Here is a 13,306-nt window from a genome sequence, read left to right as displayed (position 1 = left end):
GCGTAACGCGACGGATGAGGGACTCCTCGCCAATGTCATCCGCTGACCCCTCAAGCAATCACAGAACAAATCAATTTTCAGAAATGGTAATTCAACTTCTACGTATCTCCCGCATTTGTTTCAACGGTCGATTTAAGCTTCGGTCAAGCCTTCATCTAGAAGTTGTGTTGCGAAAAAATGAAGCAAACCTGCGGCCAAAATCCGCCCGTTGGGAGACTGATCATGAAAGTTTGGCGCGACCTGAAAATCGGCGCGAAGATCACCGCCGCGCTGTCCGCGCTCCTGCTGGTCGCGGCCGTCATCGGCGGCGCCGCTTTCGTGCAGATGGGGCAAATGAACAGCCGCGCCGCCGATATTCGCGAGGATTGGCTGCCTTCGATCGCCAGACTTTCGGACCTGCGCGTCGGCATCGCGCGCCTGTATCGCGCGCAATCCGACGTGCTGCTCGCGGCGACCCTCCACGAGGGCGAAGCCGAAGCCTTCGCCACGCTCGACGCCACGACGACAGAGGTTGAGCAGGCCTACGAAAAATACAAGCCGCTGATCACGCCAAACAGCGAAGAAGAAAATCTGATGAAGCAGTTCGCGGAGAAGTGGCAAATCGTCGTGGTCAAGCAGAAGCACATGATCGAGGACGCCAGGACCGGCGACGCCACGGGCGCGATCCAGGCCTACCGGCAGGAGCTGATGCCGCTGCGCGCGAAAATGCAGGAGTTCCTATCCAAGAATACGGCGTTCAACGAAGAGGGCGGCAAGAAGGCCACAGCCGCGGGCGAAGCCGCCTATGACACGGCGAAATTCGTCCTCTCCGGCGTCCTCCTGCTCGGCGCCGGCCTTGGCGCGCTCGCCGCCTTCGCTCTCATTTCCGGGGTCTCGCGCCCCCTCGGCCGGGCGACGGAAGCGGTTGAAACCCTCGCGCGCGGCGACATGAACGTCGAAATCGCGGATGACGGCCGCAAGGACGAGGTCGGCGCCTTGATGAAGGCTCTGTCCGTGTTCAAGGCCAATATGGAGCAGACCCGCAAGCTCGAAGCCGACGCCGCCGCCAGCCGGGCCCGCGCCCGCGACGAGCGGCGCGCCGAAGCGCTGACCCTGGCCAATGAATTCGACCGCAGCGTCAACGCGATTGTCGCCGAAGTCGCCAAGGCCGCCGCCGAATTCCAGGGCGCGGCGCGCATCCTCAGCGATTCCGCGGTGGAAACCGCCAGCCAGGCCAAGGTGGTCGCCGAAGCCTCGGAAAATTCCTCGGCCAATATCGGTTCGGTGGCCTCCGCGACCGAACAGCTCACCTATTCGGTGCAGGAGATCAACGGCCAGGTCGACCAGTCCCGGCAGATCGCCAGCGAATCCGCGAATCAAGCGGAAAGGACCGACGCGCAGATGCGCGAACTCTCCGCCGCCGCGGAAAAGATCGGCGGCATCGTCAGCCTGATCTCCGACATTGCCGCGCAGACCAACATGCTGGCCCTCAACGCCACCATCGAGGCGGCGCGCGCCGGCGAGGCCGGACGCGGGTTCAATGTGGTGGCGCAGGAGGTGAAGTCGCTCGCCGAGCAGACGACAAAGGCGACGGCCGAGATCGCCGGCCAGATCGGCGACATCCAGGCCACGGCGCAGCGCGCGGCGCAGAACATTTCGGCCATCGTGCGCACCACCGAAGAGACCAATCGCGTGGCGCAGACCATCGCGGCCGCCGTGTCGCAACAGGGCGAGGCGACCTCGGAAATCGCCCGCAACGTGCAGCAGGCGTCGAAGGGGGCCCAGGCGGTGACGGAAAACATCGGCGGCGTGCTGACGGCGGCGCAGAATTCCTCCGCGGCCTCGACGCAAATGCTCGCCTCGGCGCAGACCTTGTCCCAGCAATCGGATCGGCTGCGCAAAGAGGTGGAGTCGTTCCTCTCCTCCGTCCGCGCCGCCTAACGGCGGCGCCCCTGCGTCGCCGGGGTCAGTGCGCCAGGGGCTAAATCGCCGGCGACACCAGGGCCGCGCCGACGGCCGGCTCTCCCGCGATCGCTACGCGCTCGCCCTGCACAATCGCCGCGCCCGACGCCGCCAGCGCCAGGGCGCGCGGATAAATCCGGTGCTCCTGCTCGAGCACGCGGGCGGCCAGGGTCTCCGGCGTATCATCGCCGCGCACGGCCACGGCCGCCTGGGCGATGATCGGCCCCGCATCCATTTCCGGCACGACGAAATGCACGGTCGCCCCGTGAATCTTCACCCCGTCGGCCAGGGCGCGCTCATGGGTGTGCAGCCCGCGATAGGAGGGCAGCAGGGCAGGGTGGACGTTCAGCATCCGGCCGCGCCAGTGCTCGACGAACCAGGGCGACAGCAGCCGCATGAATCCGGCGAGGCAGACGAGTTCGATCCCATGCGACTCCAGAACGGCCTGCATGGCGCGCTCGAACGGCTCGCGTCCGGCGAAACTCTTGTGCTCGACGACCTTGGTGGCGATGCCCTCGCCGCTGGCGAATTCCAAACCGGCGGCGTCACCGACATTGGACAGGACCAGCGCGATCTCGGCGGGAAAATCTTCGGCCTTGGCGGCGGAGACCAGCGAGCGCATGTTGGAGCCGCGCCCGGAAATCAGAATGGCGGTGCGTTTGCGGCTCACAGGGCGAGCTTTCCCTCGTAAACCACGCGCTCGTCACCCGCGGCAATCAACCGGCCGATCCGCACCGGCTCCTCGCCGGAAGCCCGCAGGGCCTCCTCGACCTCGTCCGCCTTGGCGGCGGCGCCGATCACGATCATGCCGATCCCGCAATTGAAGGTGCGCAGCATTTCGCGCTCGACCACGCCGCCCTGTTCGGCCAGCCAGCGGAACACCGGCAGCACGGGAATGGCGGAAAGGTCGATTTTCGCGCCCAGCCCCTTGGGCAGCACGCGCGGAAGATTTTCGGGATAGCCGCCGCCGGTGATATGGGCCAAGGCCTTGATCGCCGAGGTCTGGCGCAAAGCCTGAAGCAGCGGCTTGACGTAGATTCGCGTCGGCTCCAGCAGCGCCTGGCCGAGCGTCTTGCCCGGCGCGAACGGGGCGGGGGCGTCCCAGCCAAGACCCGCGCGCTCCACGATCTTGCGCACCAGCGAATAACCGTTGGAATGCACGCCCGAAGACCGCAGCCCGAACACCACGTCGCCCTCGCAAATATTCGCCCGCGGCAAAAGGTCGCCCCGCTCGGCGGCGCCCACGGCGAACCCGGCGAGGTCATAATCGCCGCCGCTGTAGAGCCCGGGCATTTCAGCGGTTTCGCCGCCGATCAGCGCCGCGCCGGCCTCCAGGCAGCCCGCGGCGATTCCCTTGACGATCTGCGCGCCGGTTTCCGGCTCGAGATGGCCGGTGGCGTAATAATCGAGGAAAAACAGCGGCTCCGCGCCCTGCACGACGAGATCGTTGACGCACATGGCGACGAGGTCGATGCCGACCGTGTCGTGAATGCCGGATTCAATGGCGATCTTGACCTTGGTGCCGACGCCGTCATTGGCGGCGACCAGGATCGGATCGGAAAAACCGGCGGCCTTCAGGTCGAACAGCCCGCCGAACCCGCCGATTTCGGCGTCGGCGCCGCGCCGCCGCGTGGCGCGCACCAGCGGCTTGATCAGCTCGACCATGCGCGTTCCCGCGTCGATGTCGACGCCGGCTTGCGCGTAGGTCAATCCTTGGGGCTTGTCGCCGGCTTGGGTCATAAAACTCCTCTTGCGCGCCCGCCCTTGATTTTCACGAGTTTCGAGCGAAAAACCTGCGGCGCTTTGTCCTTGCTCTAGCGGCTTGGGGCGGGGCTGGCAAGCGAGCGCGCCTTGCCGCGCCGGGAGAGCGGCTGTTATCTGGGGATTGGGGGATGCGATGAGCGAGATTTTGGCGGGCGCGAGCGCGAAAAGAGTGTGTCTGGCGGGCGCGACCGGCACGATCGGCCAGGCGACGGCGCGCGCGCTGGCGGCGCGCGGCTATGAGGTCGTCAGTTTCCTGCGCCGCCGCCCCGACCGCGCGGCGCCGGAGGGCGCGCGCTTCGTCGATTTTTCCGACCCCGCCTCGCTGGCTCAAGACGGTTTCGCCAATGAGCGATTCGACGCCGTCGTCTCCTGCATGGCCTCGCGCACCGGCGCGCCGAAAGACGCCTGGGCGATCGACCACCAGGCCCATGTGAACCTGCTCGAGGCGGCGAAACAGGCCGGCGTCCAAAAATTTGTTCAGTTGTCCGCGATCTGCGTGCAAAAACCGCTTTTGGAGTTCCAGCGCGCAAAACTGGCCTTCGAAAAAGCGCTGATCGAGTCGGGGCTGACTTATTCCATCGTGCGCCCCACCGCCTTTTTCAAATCCCTGTCCGGCCAGATCGACCGGTTGCGCGCGGGCAAACCTTATCTCTTGTTGGGCGATGGCGCGCTGACCGCCTGCAAGCCGATCAGTGACGACGATCTCGGCGCCTATCTCGCCGAGTGTCTGGAGGATGAGACCCGCCAGAATCGCATTTTGCCGATTGGCGGTCCGGGCGAGGCGATCACCCCGCGCCAGCAGGGCGAGGAGCTGTTCAGATTGCTGGGGCTGGAGCCGAAATTCACGCGCGTGCCGGTGGCGATGATGGACGTCATCATTGGCGTCCTGCGTTTTTTGTCGCCGCTGTCGTCGCGTCTGGCGGACAAGGCGGAACTGGCGCGCATCGGCCGCTATTACGCCACCGAATCCATGCTGTGGCTGAACCCGGAAACCGGCCGCTACGACGCCGAGGGCACCCCGTCGGCGGGAACAGAAACCCTGTTCGATTTCTACGCGGCGGTGATCGCGGGCGGCGTCGCACCGGACCGCGGCGACCACGCCGTGTTTTAAGGCGAAATTATAAATATAAAACAATAAAATAGCCCTCACCCTGAGGAGCCCGCGCCAGCGGGCGTCTCGAAGGGCGGGGGCGGTCCACGGCTCTTTCCACCGCCAACCGTCAAAAAGCGTCGCTCGAAAACAAAAAAGCTCGCCGGGACGGACCCGGCGAGCCGAAAACAGCGGTCGCGCCGCCTTACTTTTTCTTGGTGTTCAGCAGCACCGGCAGCTTCAACGCGCTCGACAGCGGGGTCGGATTGTTGATCAGGCCCGAGAACGGCCCGACATTGAGCAGGGACGACCAGGGCTTGGCGTCGTGGATCACCGACGGGATCTCCACCAGCAGCGGCAGCCGCAGCGCGCTCGACAGCGGGGTCGGATTGTTGATCAGGCCCGAGAAAGGTCCGACGTTGAGCAGGCTCGATAACGGCCCGATGCGGAGCGTGGACGACCAGGGTTTTGAATTGCGGGCCCATGCACCAAAGTCGACCAGCAGCGGCAGCCGCAGGGCGCTCGACAGCGGGGTCGGCGCGTTGATCAGGCCGGAGAACGGTCCGATGTTGAGCAGGCTCGAGAACGGCCCGATGTTGAGCAGGCTCGACCAGGGTTTCGAGTTGCGCGCCCACGCGTCAAAGTCCACCAGCAGCGGCAGCCTCAGCGTGCTCGACAGCGGGGTCGGCGCGTTGATCAGCCCCGAGAACGGCCCGATGTTGATGAGGCTCGAGAACGGCCCGATATTGGACAGAACCGGCAGCTTCAGCAGGTCCGAGAACGGCGCCGGGTGGTCGACGAGCTGGATGTTGGACTTGAATTCCTCGAGAACCGGCAGGCCCAGCAGCGTCGAGAACGGGGCCGGGTTGTCCAGGCCGGGGGTGACGAAAGAGGTGTGCTCGGTCTCGGCGACGATCGGCGCCAGCGGCTCATACGCCTCCAGGCGGGCGCTCACCTCCTTGGCGATGCCCCATGACGTCCGCAGCGTCAGAACGGAATTGCCCTGGCGCACGGCCTCGGCATAGGCGGGCGCGTTTTGCGGCTTGACGCCGCCCTTGACGATCAGGCTTTCCAGATCGGCGCCTTCCGCGTTGGCGGGCGTGACCAGACTGATTTCATGATCCGCGAACTTGGTTTTCACCGCGTCGAGGGCGGCGAGGGCTTGCTCCTCTGCGGCAAAAAGTCGCGTGATGATCGTGGGCATGTTCTTGTTCCTTCAGTTCGGAATTCGCATCGGGCGTTGGCGAGAAAGCGTCGAGAAAATTCAAGCTGCGCAGACGTTTAGCTCATTCCGTCCCGCTGACCCGCCTTCCATTCCGGACACCCACGCGCCCTGGTTTTGCGATTTAGCACGAAAGCGCAAGCTGCGCCAACTCGCGCCGCGGATAGTCTTATCATCCAAGTCAAACGGTAGGAAAGAAAGGAAAACCTCCCGGTCCGCGCACGCTGCAAAAATGGACAACAAGCCCTGTAAATGCCGATTGACAGCCGTTGGCGCCGCTGTAGATTGGCTTCGTCATCTACATTCTAAACCGACAGGAAAGATGTAGTTCTGGCCCTACAGCCGCAGGGTCCGGGGTCTGTGCGCAGGCCTGGCGCGTGAATCAAAAGCGGCTGACATAAGAGGTGGAAAATGGCTGCTACGCTGACCCCGGAGCAATCCGAAGAGCTGCATAAGTACGTGATCGACGGAACCCGGGTGTTCCTGGGCATCGCCCTGTTCGCGCACTTCCTCGCCTTCACCCTGACTCCCTGGCTGCACTGAGAAGGATCTGACTAATGGCTAATCAGGCGAAAATCTGGACTGTCGTCCCCCCGAGCGTCGGCCTCCCGCTGTTCCTTGGCTCCGTGACGGTGATCGCGATCCTCGTGCATCTGGCGATCCTGACCCACACCACCTGGTTCCCGGCTTACTGGCAGGGCGGCGTGAAGAAGGCCGCCGCGATCGAGACCTCGTTCATCGCCGGCTGATCGGACTGTCTCAGTCTGGCAAGTGAACTTTCAAATTAACGGCCGGCGTCAATGAGATGCCGGCCGTTCGCGTTTGGCGCGCGGGATGCTGGAGGAAAGTGCGTATTTGCCGCAGGCCGAAACATTACGGCGAACATTAAAAAAAAGTCATGCGCGCTTGACGCGTCAGGATGTCAAGCTATAGTGACGCTACCTGCTGCACCGCGACGTTGGTCGCTTGGTGCGGAGCCGATGAGCCATAGGCACAGGGACTGCGCGCTTGGCGCGAGGACAAGAGTGGCTCAAACGATGAGGTGGACAATGGCTACGTTGACTCCGGAGCAATCCGAAGAACTGCACAAGTACGTGATTGACGGCACCCGGGTGTTCCTGGGCCTCGCGCTGGTCGCGCATTTCCTCGCGTTCTCCGCGACCCCCTGGCTGCACTAAGGAGCTCCGATCATGAACCAAGGCAAGATCTGGACCGTCGTTGACCCGGCCGTCGGCATCCCCGCCCTCCTCGGCTCCGTCACCGTTATCGCGCTGCTCGTGCACCTCGCGATCCTGTCGCACACCACCTGGTTCCCGGCCTACTGGCAGGGTGGCGTGAAGAAGGCTGCGGCCATCGAGACCACCGTTCTCGGCTGAGTTTTCTTCCGCAGCGTCGTTTGACGTTGGGTGAATGCTGCAATTCGCCGGCCGGCGCCTTGAGCGCCGGCCGGTTTTCTTTTGCGCCTATCGGTCCAGATGTTGCGACAATGCGCGCATTAAAAAAATGTCATTCGATATTGACAGTAAAAAGTGTCAAGCTATAGTGACCCCACCTTCTGCACGGCGCGCCGTGCGTTGGTCGCTAGCCACAAGCGAATAATCGCGTGCGTTCGCGCACGAGAAAATTGTGGTGACTTACAAGAGGTGGACAATGGCTACGTTGACTGCGGAGCAATCCGAAGAACTGCACAAGTACGTTATCGACGGCACCCGGGTGTTCCTGGGCCTCGCGCTGGTCGCGCATTTCCTCGCGTTCTCCGCGACCCCCTGGCTGCACTAAGGAATTCCGACAATGAACCAAGGCAAGATCTGGACCGTCGTCAATCCTTCGATTGGCCTCCCGCTGCTCCTCGGCTCCGTGACCGTGATCGCGATCCTCGTGCATGTTGCGATCCTGTCGCACACCACCTGGTTCCCGGCCTACTGGCAGGGTGGCAAGAAGGTCGCTGCGATCGAGACCTCCGTTCTCGGCTGAGCGCCTTCGCTGACGTCGCCTGACGTCGGCTAAGCCTTAGGGCCGGCCAGCATCTTCGGATGTTGGTCGGCTTTTTGATTCCGGGGGGCGCCGCCGCCTGCTGACGCGCAGCTTTCCGCGACATTAAAAAATTGTAATTCAGTATTGACCTGGAAACCTGTCAAGCTATAGTGACGTCTACCTGCAACGCGGCGTTCCGCGCTGCGCGCAGGTCGCCAAGCCACTGGTGAAAAATCTCGTGCGTTTCGCGCACGAAACGATAGTGGCGACGACCTATTTATGAGGTGGACAATGGCTACTTTGAATGCGGAGCAATCCGAAGAACTCCACAAGTACGTGATCGATGGCGCTCGCGTGTTCCTGGGCGTTGCCCTGGTTGCGCACTTCCTCGCCTTCTCCGCGACCCCCTGGCTGCACTAAGGAGTTCTGATCATGAACCAAGGCAAGATCTGGACCGTCGTTGACCCGGCTTTCGGCATCCCCGCTCTGCTCGGCTCCGTCACCGTTATCGCGCTGCTCGTGCACCTCGCGATCCTGTCGAACACCACCTGGTTCCCGGCCTACTGGCAGGGTGGTGTGAAGAAGGCTGCGGCCATCGAGACCACCGTTCTCGGCTGAGTGCTTCAGCGACATCCTCCGATGTCGCGCAAGTGCTGAAATCCGCCGGCCAGCGCTCTCGGGCGCTGGCCGGTTTTCTTTTATAATTCAGCGTCTTGGCTTTTCTGTCTGCCACATTAAAAATTTGTAATTCGTCGTTGACAAGAACGTCTGTCAAGCTATAGTGACGTCCACTTGCCGCTGACGATCTTGTCGTCGGATGCGCCGGTCGCCGAGCCACAGGTGTAGAATCGCGTGCGGTCAACGCACGATAAACAGTGGCTTTTATTGAGAGGTGGACAATGGCTGTACTCAACGAGGCGCAAGCCGAAGAACTTCACAAGCACGTCATTGACGGCGCTCGCGTGTTTGGCGTCATCGCGCTCTTTGCGCATGTTCTCGCCTATTCGCTGACCCCCTGGCTGCACTAAGGAGTTCTCATCATGAACCAAGGCAAGATCTGGACCGTCGTTAACCCGGCCGTTGGCATCCCCGCTCTGCTGGGCTCCGTCACCGTCATCGCGATCCTCGTGCATCTCGCGCTCCTCAACAACACCACCTGGTTCAAGGCCTATTGGCAGGGTGGTCTGAAGAAGGCCGCGATCACCGAGACGATCTCCGTCGGCTGATCCCAAGTTGAATTTGGCGTGTCGCAACGCCAGATCGACTTCTGAGTTTTTCTGGCGGCCGGTGTCCATGACGCCGGCCGCTTTCTGATACTTGGCGGAGCAAACGCCGCCGCAAAAACGGGCCGCCGCATCCATGAATCCTCTCAGCGCCAAGTTGATGCAGAAATGGGTGAACCTCGGGAGCAAGTATCTCCCGTTCGCCGATGCCGCCACGCCGGACCTGCCGCTGTCCCGGCTTCTGCGCCTTTCCCTGTTCCAGGTTTCGGTCGGCATGGCGCTGGTTCTGCTGGTCGGCACGCTCAACCGCGTCATGATCGTCGAACTGGGCGCGCCGGCCTCGCTGGTCGGCATCATGATTTCGCTGCCGCTGGTTTTCGCCCCGCTGCGCGCGCTGATCGGCTTCCGCTCTGACAACCATGTTTCGGCGCTCGGCTGGAAGCGCGTCCCCTATATCTGGCAGGGCACGCTGCTGCAGTTCGGCGGCCTCGCCATCATGCCCTTCGCCATCCTGGTTCTGACCAAATTCGGCGAATCCGTGAACACGCCGGAATGGATCGGCTATGCCTGCGGCGGTCTGTCCTTCCTGCTGGTCGGCGCCGGCCTGCACATGATCCAGACGGTGGGTCTGGCGCTGGCCACCGATCTCGCTCCGGTCGAATCGCAGCCCAAGGTCGTGGGCCTGATGTATGTCATGCTGCTGCTCGGCATGATCATCTGCGCCCAGGTGTTCGGCGCCGCATTGGCCGATTTCAGCCCCGCGCGCCTGATCCAGGTGATTCAAGGCGCCGCCGTCGCCACCATGGTTCTCAACGTTATCGCCATGTGGCAGCAGGAGGCGCGCACGCCCTATACGGGGCCGAAGGTGGAGCGCAAGCAGCCGTCCTTCCGCGAGGCCTGGACCACTTTTACGGCTGGCCTTGGCGCCAAGCGCCGTCTGATCGCCGTCGGCCTCGGCACCATGGCCTTCAGCATGGAAGACGTGTTGCTCGAACCCTATGGCGGCCAGATCCTGCACTTGGCCGTGTCTCAGACCACGAAACTGACGGCGGCGCTCGCCATCGGCGGTCTGCTGGGCTTCGGCCTGGCCTCGCGCGTGCTCAGCCGCGGCATGGATCCGTTCCTGATGGCTTGTTACGGCGCGCTGGTCGGCATTCCCGCCTTCCTCTGCGTGATTTTCTCGGCGCCGCTGGGCAATTCCATGGCGCTGTTCGCCATTGGCACCGCCTTGATCGGCTTCGGCGCGGGCCTGTTCGGCCATGGCACGCTGACGGCGACGATGAATCTGGCCCCGGAAGAGCAGGCCGGTCTGGCGCTGGGCGCCTGGGGCGCGGTCCAGGCCTCGGCCGCCGGTATCGCCATCGCCCTGGGCGGCGTGATCCGCGATACGGTCGCGGCCACGCCGGGCGCCGATTTCTTCGGTCCGGCCACCCCCTACAATGTCGTCTACAGCATTGAAATCCTGTTCCTGCTGGCGGCGATCGTCACCATGATCCCGCTGCTGCGCCGTCGCCGGCCGGCGGCGCCCACCGAAGCCTCCGCCTGACGGGACTGGGCGATTCCGGCGCCTTGCCGCGCCGGAACGCCTCCCCCATAGTGGCGCGCGCCCGTTCAACCGGCGACGCCGGTTAAGCGGCAAGAGTCAAACAGCAAACTGGAGCCATGGAGCGAGCCGGCCTCCGCCGGATCGCTCCGGCGTCGAGTCTCCATGGTCAAGACCTGGTTCGCCTTCGTTCCCAATCTGATCAGTCTCGCGCGCCTCATGCTCGCGCCGCTTTCGGTCAATATGATCGTGGAGCGGCGTTGGCCCGAGGCGCTCGCCATTTTCCTGGTCGCTGGCCTCTCGGATGCGCTGGACGGCTGGATCGCCCGGCGCTTCGATCTGCGCTCGGAACTCGGCGCCTATCTCGACGCCCTCGCCGACAAGGCGCTCCTGGTCTGCAATTACGTGACCCTGGCGGCGATCGGCCTGATCCCCTTTTACCTCGCCACTCTGGTGGTGTCGCGCGACCTGATGATCGTCGGCGCGGTGCTGTTGTGCTGGATGATGGACAAGCCGATGACCATCCAGCCGCATTTCCTCTCCAAGGCCAATACGGCGGCGCAGATCGCCTTTGTCGTGCTGCTGCTTGCCGCCTTGGCCTTCCCGTTCCCGATGCCGTGGTTCACCGCTGGGGTCTGGATCGTGGCGGCATTGACCTTGGCCTCGCTGGCGGCCTATTGCAGACGTTGGGTCGCGCATATGACGGCGTGATGGAATGTCGAGGTCTGGCGGATGCGCATCGAATGGCAGGTCGCGTTCTGGCTCCTGATGCTGGTGCTCGCCAGCCTGGGCCTTTACATGTTCGCAAGCGTCCTGGCGCCCTTCGTCGCCGCGCTGATTCTGGGCTATGTCCTCGACCCCGTCGCCGACCGTCTGGAAAAACTCGGCCTGAGCCGCCTGCTGGCGACGCTGGTGATCGTCGCGGCTTTCGTCGTCGTGCTGACCATCGTCATTTTCGTCCTCGCGCCGGTTTTGGGCCGTCAGGTCGTGGGATTCGCCGAAAGCCTGCCGGTCTATGCCGCCAAGCTGCAAACCCTCGCCACCGAGCAGGCCGCCGAGCTTCTGCAAAAATATGGCGGCGAGTGGCTGCAGCGCTTCGGCCTCGACGGCGCCAACGCCAGCGAATCCATTCAAAAGAGCCTGGGCAATTTCGTCGGCCAGGGCGTGCAATGGTTCGGCAATTTCCTGAAAGGGATCTGGTCCGGCGGACAGGCGCTGGTCGGCATCGTCACCCTCACCGTCATCACCCCGGTCGTCACCTTCTACCTGCTGCTCGACTGGGACAAGATGATCGCCGTGCTCTACAGCCTGGTGCCGCCGCGCCACCGTCCCTCCGTCCTCGAAATCGCCGGCGACATCGACCGCGCCCTGAGCGGTTTTCTGCGCGGCCAATCGCTGGTCTGTCTTTTCCTGGGCCTCTGGTACGGCGTCGGCCTGTCGCTCATCGGGCTCAATTTCGGCTTCCTGATCGGAACCTCGGCGGGCCTGCTCAGCTTCATTCCCTATGTCGGCTCGCTCACGGCGCTGGTGTTCGCCGCCGTGGTCGCCATCGTCCAGGGCTGGCCGCATCTCGGACTGTTCGGCATGGCCATGGGCGTGGTCTTCGCCGGCCAGTTCCTCGAAGGCAATTTCTTGACCCCCAAACTGGTCGGCGGCTCCGTCGGCCTGCATCCGGTCTGGCTGATCTTCGCCTTGCTCGCCTTCGGCAGCCTGTTCGGCTTTGTCGGCATGATTATGGCCGTGCCGGCGGCGGCCGCCTTCGGCGTCCTCGTCCGCTTCGCCGCCGCCCGCTATAAGAAGAGCCCGCTGTTCCACGGGATGGACCTCGACACGCCATGACGGGGCAATTGCCGCTGGACCTGCGGCTTTCGCCCAGATACGGCGAAGAGGATTTTCTCGAAAACCCGTGCAACGCGCAGGCGCTTGCGCTGGTGCGCCTGTGGCCGAACTGGCCGCGCAACATGCTGCTGCTCAGCGGCCCCAAGGGCTCGGGCAAGAGCCATCTGGGCGCGATCTGGGCTTTTCGGTCGGGCGCCAAGATTTTTGCAGCCGGCGCCATGGACGCCGCCATCCCCCCCATCCTGGGGGCAGAGAAAGCATTGCTGCTGGAGGACGCGGAACAGGCGCCGGAAAAGGAGCTGTTCCATCTCATCAATCTGTTCACCGAGAGCGGCGGCGCGCTGATGCTGACGGCGTCCCGCCCGCCGGATTTCTGGGGCGTGCGGACGCCGGACCTGCTGTCACGTTTGCGTCGCATGCCTCAGGCAGAGATCGCCGCGCCCGACGAAATTTTCATCGCCGCCATCCTGATCAAACTGTTCGACGACCGGCAGATTCGCGTGGAGGAGACGACGATCTCCTATCTCGCCGCGCGCATCGAGCGCTCGCTCGCCGCCTGCGCGGAACTGGTGGAGGCGCTCGACCGCGAGGCCTTGGCCCAGGGACGGGCGGTGACTCGCGCCTTCGCCGGCGCCTTTTTGCGCGCGAATCCGCGATTCGGCTGCGGCGAAGACGACGGCGATTGACCTGCGACGGGCCGGGGGGACAAT

General features: G+C 63.8%; 19 protein-coding genes. 16 read left to right on the top strand and 3 right to left on the bottom strand.

From position 1 onward, the window contains the following. Positions 1-222 precede the first annotated feature (222 nt). Positions 223-1,920 carry a methyl-accepting chemotaxis protein gene (locus M2320_RS23240; protein WP_319801403.1) on the top strand — a complete coding sequence of 566 codons (1,698 nt, stop codon included), beginning with the start codon at positions 223-225 and terminating at the stop codon, positions 1,918-1,920. 40 nt (positions 1,921-1,960) lie between these two features. Here M2320_RS23240 and purN read toward each other — a convergent pair whose 3' ends face one another. Together purN and purM are read right to left on the bottom strand one after the other, a co-directional pair. Further along, the gene (gene purN, locus M2320_RS02015; protein ID WP_264595860.1) at positions 1,961-2,611 is read right to left on the bottom strand and encodes a phosphoribosylglycinamide formyltransferase; all 651 of its coding nucleotides are present in this window, start codon (positions 2,609-2,611) and stop codon (positions 1,961-1,963) included. Then, entirely contained in the window at positions 2,608-3,681 is a 1,074-nt protein-coding gene (purM, locus tag M2320_RS02010; RefSeq protein ID WP_264595859.1) for a phosphoribosylformylglycinamidine cyclo-ligase, read from the bottom strand. The genes purN and purM overlap by 4 nt, the downstream gene beginning before the upstream one ends. A gap of 199 nt (positions 3,682-3,880) precedes the next feature. Here purM and M2320_RS02005 point away from each other — a divergent pair, with 199 nt between their 5' ends. After that, complete coding sequence (locus M2320_RS02005; RefSeq protein ID WP_319801405.1) at positions 3,881-4,816, top strand: NAD(P)H-binding protein; 936 nt, start codon at positions 3,881-3,883, stop codon at positions 4,814-4,816. A gap of 184 nt (positions 4,817-5,000) precedes the next feature. On the opposite strand, the gene M2320_RS02000 is transcribed toward M2320_RS02005, so the two are convergent. Further along, on the bottom strand, positions 5,001-5,999 hold the full coding sequence (locus M2320_RS02000) for a hypothetical protein (RefSeq protein WP_264595857.1): 999 nt from the start codon (positions 5,997-5,999) through the stop codon (positions 5,001-5,003). Positions 6,000-6,428: 429 nt separating this feature from the next. Here M2320_RS02000 and M2320_RS01995 point away from each other — a divergent pair, with 429 nt between their 5' ends. From M2320_RS01995 to M2320_RS01930, 14 genes are all read left to right on the top strand, one after another. Then, positions 6,429-6,560 (top strand): light-harvesting protein, encoded by a 132-nt coding sequence (locus M2320_RS01995; protein ID WP_184427436.1) that lies wholly within the window; start codon positions 6,429-6,431, stop codon positions 6,558-6,560. A 14-nt stretch (positions 6,561-6,574) separates the two neighbouring features. Beyond that, complete coding sequence (locus tag M2320_RS01990) at positions 6,575-6,766, top strand: light-harvesting protein (protein ID WP_264595856.1); 192 nt, start codon at positions 6,575-6,577, stop codon at positions 6,764-6,766. Positions 6,767-7,054: 288 nt separating this feature from the next. After that, positions 7,055-7,195, top strand: coding sequence for a light-harvesting protein (locus tag M2320_RS01985; protein ID WP_264595855.1), 141 nt, complete (start codon positions 7,055-7,057; stop codon positions 7,193-7,195). Positions 7,196-7,207: 12 nt separating this feature from the next. Continuing rightward, positions 7,208-7,393 (top strand): light-harvesting protein, encoded by a 186-nt coding sequence (locus tag M2320_RS01980; protein ID WP_264595854.1) that lies wholly within the window; start codon positions 7,208-7,210, stop codon positions 7,391-7,393. Between the two features lie 274 nt (positions 7,394-7,667). Beyond that, on the top strand, positions 7,668-7,796 hold the full coding sequence (locus M2320_RS01975) for a light-harvesting protein (RefSeq protein WP_184427431.1): 129 nt from the start codon (positions 7,668-7,670) through the stop codon (positions 7,794-7,796). Positions 7,797-7,808: 12 nt separating this feature from the next. After that, positions 7,809-7,991, top strand: coding sequence for a light-harvesting protein (locus tag M2320_RS01970; RefSeq protein ID WP_184427432.1), 183 nt, complete (start codon positions 7,809-7,811; stop codon positions 7,989-7,991). A 279-nt stretch (positions 7,992-8,270) separates the two neighbouring features. Continuing rightward, complete coding sequence (locus tag M2320_RS01965; RefSeq protein ID WP_264595853.1) at positions 8,271-8,411, top strand: light-harvesting protein; 141 nt, start codon at positions 8,271-8,273, stop codon at positions 8,409-8,411. 12 nt (positions 8,412-8,423) lie between these two features. Further along, positions 8,424-8,609 (top strand): light-harvesting protein, encoded by a 186-nt coding sequence (locus M2320_RS01960; protein ID WP_184427430.1) that lies wholly within the window; start codon positions 8,424-8,426, stop codon positions 8,607-8,609. Positions 8,610-8,890: 281 nt separating this feature from the next. Continuing rightward, a complete protein-coding gene (locus tag M2320_RS01955; RefSeq protein ID WP_184427429.1) occupies positions 8,891-9,019 on the top strand; it encodes a light-harvesting protein in 129 nt (42 codons plus the stop codon). Positions 9,020-9,031: 12 nt separating this feature from the next. Further along, a complete protein-coding gene (locus tag M2320_RS01950) occupies positions 9,032-9,217 on the top strand; it encodes a light-harvesting protein (RefSeq protein WP_184427428.1) in 186 nt (61 codons plus the stop codon). 133 nt (positions 9,218-9,350) lie between these two features. After that, positions 9,351-10,760, top strand: coding sequence for a PucC family protein (locus M2320_RS01945; protein WP_184427427.1), 1,410 nt, complete (start codon positions 9,351-9,353; stop codon positions 10,758-10,760). Between the two features lie 162 nt (positions 10,761-10,922). Beyond that, positions 10,923-11,468, top strand: coding sequence for a CDP-alcohol phosphatidyltransferase family protein (locus tag M2320_RS01940; RefSeq protein ID WP_184427426.1), 546 nt, complete (start codon positions 10,923-10,925; stop codon positions 11,466-11,468). 21 nt (positions 11,469-11,489) lie between these two features. Continuing rightward, complete coding sequence (locus tag M2320_RS01935; RefSeq protein ID WP_184427425.1) at positions 11,490-12,596, top strand: AI-2E family transporter; 1,107 nt, start codon at positions 11,490-11,492, stop codon at positions 12,594-12,596. Next, positions 12,593-13,282 (top strand): DnaA ATPase domain-containing protein, encoded by a 690-nt coding sequence (locus tag M2320_RS01930; RefSeq protein ID WP_264595852.1) that lies wholly within the window; start codon positions 12,593-12,595, stop codon positions 13,280-13,282. The genes M2320_RS01935 and M2320_RS01930 overlap by 4 nt, the downstream gene beginning before the upstream one ends. The last annotated feature ends 24 nt before the right edge of the window (positions 13,283-13,306 follow it).

The organism is Rhodoblastus acidophilus (assembly GCF_025961575.1).
GTDB lineage: Bacteria > Pseudomonadota > Alphaproteobacteria > Rhizobiales > Beijerinckiaceae > Rhodoblastus > Rhodoblastus acidophilus_C.
This window is presented reverse-complemented; position numbering and strand designations above follow the sequence as displayed.